The following is a 5,877-nucleotide window of genomic DNA, read 5'->3' as shown; positions in this document are numbered from 1 at the left end:
AGAATTACTATTCTAGGCCGGCTCATATCCCCCTGCAAGAGGTTGGAGCAGAATATAGAATCGAAGTGTCTATCCTTAAAGACCAAGCAACCCTCTTGATTGATACGACGGGGTCTAGTCTTTTCAAACGGGGTTACCGTGTGGAAAAAGGGGGAGCTCCGATTAAGGAAAATATGGCAGCCGCGATCCTGCTGTTATCCAATTGGTATCCAGATAAGCCTTTGATTGATCCGACCTGTGGCTCCGGGACCTTTTGTATCGAGGCAGCTCTACTAGCCCGTAGGATAGCTCCTGGTCTTCATCGTACTTTTGCCTGTGAAGAATGGGATTGGGTAGACCGTGCATTGGTCGATCGGTTGCGCCTAGCTGCCAAAGAGCAGCAACTCCCTGCGGGAAGTTTAGATATCTCAGGCTATGACATCGATGGTCGGATGATTGATGTGGCTCGAAAAAATGCCATTGCAGCTGGAGTTGCAGAGGATATTCAATTTAAACAAATGCGTCTTCAGGACTTACGGACCGATCAGCTAAATGGGGTCATCATCTCCAATCCTCCGTATGGGGAGCGACTTTTGGATGACGATGCGATTGCAAGACTGTATCATGACATGGGACAAGTCTTTCATCCCTTATTGACTTGGTCAAAATTTATCCTGACCAGCGATGAGCAGTTTGAGAAGCGGTACGGTCAAGAGGCGGATAAAAAACGAAAACTCTATAATGGGACCTTAAAAGTAGATCTCTACCAATACTTTGGGCAACGAATCAAACGAAAGGAAATCTAAGGAGAAAGATATGTCAGAAAAAGATCAATCACAAGTGACAGGTGCTGGTTCGACAGATGAGCCGATTTTGGACTTTGAAGAGGCCAAAGACTTAACCATTGCTCAAGCTGTTCGAAAATCTGAAGAGCTAAAGGCTGGCGTCACACCGGATGATGGGGTGTTGGATCGCTACATCAAGCAACACCGAAAAGATATTGAAGCCAAAAAGTTTGAGAGCCAAGCAACGGATACACTTTCGAAAGAGTCATCCGACTTCTCTTTCGAGGATGAAGGAGAGACCAAGGTTCTTCCACCACTGACAGAAGAAGTCGAACTCAAAATTCACCGTCATTCAGACGCTGAAGAAGTTGGATCAGATGAGACAGAAGAAGTAGGAGAGCCAACTCAAGCTAGCGAGCCTGCAAGAGATCCTGAGCCTGCAGTCGTGGAGAAGGATTTGGATTCTCTCACTGCTTTTTCTCCAGAAACGGCTTCCTTTAACCACCTGGAAGAGGACGAGGAAACGTCGACAGATAAAAAGAAACCTGTCCTTCTCTGGGCGGCTCTTGCTTTACTCCTGCTTTTAGCCCTCTCTGGCGCTTTCTTACTCTGGCGCCAACATCGGGGAAGTCAAAGTACGTCCTCAACATCGACGACTACGAGCACAACTACTAGTTCGACCAGCACGACAGCTTCAAGCAGTCAAGAACAGCAATTATTAGAGGAGTTTAACAAGTCCTACGCAACCTTCTTTACGGATAGCCAGCAAACCAAGTTGAAAAACTCAGAGTTCTCCAAACTATCTAGCCTCCAAGCGATTTTGGATAAAATGGATAAGAACTCAGAAGCTTATAAGACAGCAAAGGCGAAATTGGATCAGTTGACCAGTGCGATTCGGGCGACAGAGAAAATTAACCAGCAGTTTAGTGGCAATCTCATCGTAGATGGCAAGCTGGATACGACCGTCCAAGTCAAGTCAGGGGCGGATCTCTCCTTTTCAGCATCTGGTCTCACTAGCGTAGATAACCTCTTGACTTCCGCTGTTAATTTTGGAAAATCCCAAGAATCCGTCAACAATACGCCAGCTGCTCAGACTAGTGTGGAACAACCAACAGCTGCAGCCCTAGCTGGAACGCAAGGCACGACGACGCAAGCTACACCTGCTAGCACGTCAACCGGGTCGACTGCGGGAGATACAAGTGGCATTACCTTCTATTATACTGGGTATGGCTTGCGTCTACCAAATGGAGTAACCTTGCAGCGCAATCTCAGTCGCGTACCGTATGATAAGACTGTCTTAGCAGATCGTGACAATGCAGCTTGGAAATTTGCGGATGGGGTGCTCGACCGGATCCTAGCGACTTCTCGTCAAAGAGGCTATATCCAAGGAAATAACTATATCCTGGAGCGCGTAAATATCATTAAAGGAAATGCTTATTATAACCTCTTTAAACCAGATGGCACCTACCTCTTCTCCATCAATGCCAAGACAGGCTACTTTGTTGGAAATGGTAGTGGCCATGCAGATGCACTGGACTACTAAATCTGGATAGTCTCCTTCTTTAGGAAAGGTGAAAAGTCTTAGAGCGTATCGAATGGATACGGCCTCTAAGGCTTTTTATTTGGCGATCGTAGATCGATAGAAAGGGAAAGTCCTTCTTGTAAAGTATGGGGAAGGGGCCCTTCTTTCGCCTGTTCTTTTCTGATTTTTTGAAGGTTTGAGAGTTGTTATACTTTGGATTTGTTCCGCTTAGAGGGGTGGAGAAAAGTTTCTCAGTTTCTATGTTTTTTTGAGCAAATTACTATATTTTTTCAGTGACTTATGATAAACTATAAAACGTTTGCTACGATGTATGAAAGCAAAATAAAATAGCACGTAGCTCACAGGATATTTTCGTTATTCAAACTCAGGGTTTTCCTGAGAAATTTATCATAGAACATCTCATCTGGAGGAAAAATGGGAAAAGAGTTATTTAATAAACGCATTAACCGATTTTCGATTCGGAAATTGAGCGTTGGGACCTGTTCGGTTCTTTTAGGGACCTTGGTGATGCTAGGGACAGCACCAACTGTTGCAGCTGAAGAAGCTACAGACAATACAACCGTTCTTGCAACGACGGAGGCAGCTACTTCAGCGACGGAAGCGTCTGCTGCGGATACGACAGCTACAACCAGCTCAACGACGGAAGCGTCTAGTACAGAAGAGGCCGCACCTACGACGACTGCTGACGCAGCAACTGCTTCAACGACAGAGACAAGCGCTGAGGACACACCAAAAGTACGCACACGTCGTGCAACGACTGAGGAGGACGCGACGACTGCAGCAGATACGACCACTGAGGATACAACAGATGCTTCAGCAGCGACCTCTACAGGGGTAAATGCGGACGTGACGGATGCGACTTCAACACCGAAAGTCTCTAAACCAGGATTTACAGATCCAATTTTATCCAGCCAATTATTAGAGCAAGTATCATGGTTAGACTTTGGAGATACTGCGAACTGGACGGGGACAACAACGGACTCAAAAGGGAATATTGCGCTTCAAGTTGGGGCAAAATATACAAAAGAAGTCATGCCTGGATATGTTGTCACGATTACCGTTAACTCGTTAAAACCCTTCCAAGCTAGTGATATTTACAAGAAACGGATGGAAGAGCAAGGCGCTACGGCAGAAGAATTAGCAACGTACGATCCAAATGCGAAAAATCGTTATATTTCTGGTACAATTACTTCCTCAGATACTTCAAAAGCACGCAATGCGGGAGAAGAAGCGCTTGTTATTGCGGAAGCACAAAATGGATGGACAGAAATTCGTAAAGAAGGAATCAACACTCAAAATAAAAAGACGACGATTTCTTCTGAATTTGATGGAGGAAATATCGGGGTTCAATTTGGAATTACTGCAACGTATAACGGAAAAGATGTAAAACCAGCGATCGTGATGGCAGACGGTGAGTCGGCCAATGCTGGAGAATTGATCCTCTTCACAACGAACGGAACCGGTTGGGAACATATCGGGGAGTGGAAGAAAGATAATAGCAATAGCACATTAAATTATCAACCACAAAATTTATCTGAAGTTGGTAATGCTAATCTTACATCTATAACATTGTCGAATGGAGCAACAGTACCAGGAGGAAATAACTGGAAACAATTATCCAATTCGACATTAGAAAAAGATAAAGTAGCGTGGAAATATTTCCAAAGTCCTGACCAAGTGACTTCAGGTCTTGGGACAGGAGTATTTGGACCAAATATTTCTTCAGGTAACTACGCTGTTCCAATTGTCATGACAAAAGATGCTTCAGAAGTCAGTCTGTATATCGTATCCGGTGGGAAACAATCTGCCATGCTTGGATTCTTGCCAATGGACGAAGGAGATGCACCAGAGTCTTACGGACACGCGTACCATGGCATCAACCGTAAGAACGGGGTTACCGATAAAGAAGTCAAACAACCGTACATTGGTTCAGAACGTCCCGATATGGATGACAAGTTGACCCAAGATTGGGAAGGGGACGACACAACAGGTACAGGCGACGAAGGGATCGACCAAATCTTGCCGACAGATTTGAAAAATAAGACCAATGGCATGATCAAGCTGGACCGGACTGCAAACGGAAATTACACCTTGTCCATCGAGGCCCATACAGGTGGAGCATCAGCCGCTTACCTCTACGGATGGATCGACTTCAATGGGGATGGAAAATTTGACAATGCGACAGAGCGTTCTGAGCTAGCAACCATCACGTCTGACGGGACAGTGGTCTTGAAATTCAACAATGGTCCTGCTCTCAACAATACCGAGTTAAACAAACTGGGCGTACGTGTCCGGATCTCTACCCATGCGCCAGATATCGAAAATCCAACTGGAATGTCCATGTCTGGAGAAGTAGAGGACTTCGAAACGCAAATCACCTTCCCACCAAAAGGAAGCAAGGAAGAAACGACTGGCTTGCAAGGGGTGACGCAAAATGCGACCGTTGCCTTTACTGCTTACGGAAAAGAAAAATACTCAAGAACTGAGAGTGCAGTCATCGATACCACAGTAGACCCAGTGATCGTAGATGCGGATGGCAATCCTGTGACCTTGGATAGTGATGGCTACTATGTCGTTGCTGGTGAAGGAAAATATAAGGTGACTGGAAACGGGACAGCTGTAGATGTTGTCTTTGTACCAGAAGCAGGCTTTGTAGGGACAGCGAAAGGAATCACGATCCGTCGGGTGGACAACAATGGCTACTCAACAGGATGGGTGACCAAAGACGGTTCTGAAACACCAATCAGTGATCAGACCAACATGATGGATGGCCGTTATATTCCAACCGTTATTCCTATGTCAGATGAAGAAACGACAGTGGATCTACAAGGATTAGAGCAAACAAAAGACCTGACCTTCAAGAATGGAACAGGGACAGTGACGCCTTCTGCAGATACCCCTGCTGAAATCGTGGATCCAGCTACTGGGAAATCCCTAGGAACCTCCACTCCAGCCTTGAAAGATGGGAAAGAAGTCGGAACCTACACGATTGATCCAACCACTGGTAAAGTGACCTTCACGCCAAACAAAGACTTCGTAGGGACTCCAGACCCCATCATCGTTCGTATCGTCGATGCAGATGGACGGACTGTAGCCGGTGTGAAATACACCCCTACCGTGCTCCCAGTGACACCAGTCGGAGAGGATAAGACCACTACTGGAAAACAAGGTCAAGAGCAATCCGAGACCGTCACCTTCAAGCAACAAGATGGAGCGGAAACAAAGGTACCGATGGTGGTCAGTGCAGACAATCCTGCCAAGTTTATCGATCCAACGACAGGAGAAGCGACAGATGAAACGACGCTCCCTGCGCTGAAAGATGGCGTACAAGTTGGGACCTATACGATTGATCCAGCGACTGGTAAAGTGACCTTTACGCCAAACAAAGACTTCGTAGGGACTCCAGATGGCATCACTGTTCAAGCGAAAGATGCCAATGGCACAGCAGCTACAGCAACCTATACGCCAACGGTGACCCCAGTTGTTCCGACCGCAACTTCAGCTGAGTCCGTCGCACCACAAGGCGCAACGCAAACGGGAACCGTGACCTTCACAGAAGGCGACGCAGTT

3 protein-coding genes are annotated in these 5,877 nt (G+C 46.4%); all 3 read left to right on the top strand.

Going from position 1 to position 5,877, the window contains the following annotated elements:
- Nucleotides 1–785 (top strand): THUMP domain-containing class I SAM-dependent RNA methyltransferase (locus STRDD13_RS07370; protein ID WP_082781225.1); only part of this gene is annotated, 785 nt, incomplete at its 5' end.
- Between the two features lie 10 nt (nucleotides 786–795).
- Nucleotides 796–2,307: a cell division site-positioning protein MapZ family protein gene (locus tag STRDD13_RS07365; protein WP_067103580.1), complete on the top strand. Its 1,512-nt coding sequence runs from the start codon at nucleotides 796–798 to the stop codon at nucleotides 2,305–2,307.
- A 414-nt stretch (nucleotides 2,308–2,721) separates the two neighbouring features.
- On the top strand, nucleotides 2,722–5,877 hold a 3,156-nt coding region (locus STRDD13_RS07360; protein WP_156471293.1), incomplete at its 3' end, for a CshA/CshB family fibrillar adhesin-related protein.

Source organism: Streptococcus sp. DD13 (genome assembly GCF_001578875.1).
Taxonomy (GTDB): domain Bacteria; phylum Bacillota; class Bacilli; order Lactobacillales; family Streptococcaceae; genus Streptococcus.
The sequence above is the reverse complement of the archived record's forward strand: the minus strand, read 5'-3'. Positions and strand labels throughout refer to the sequence as shown.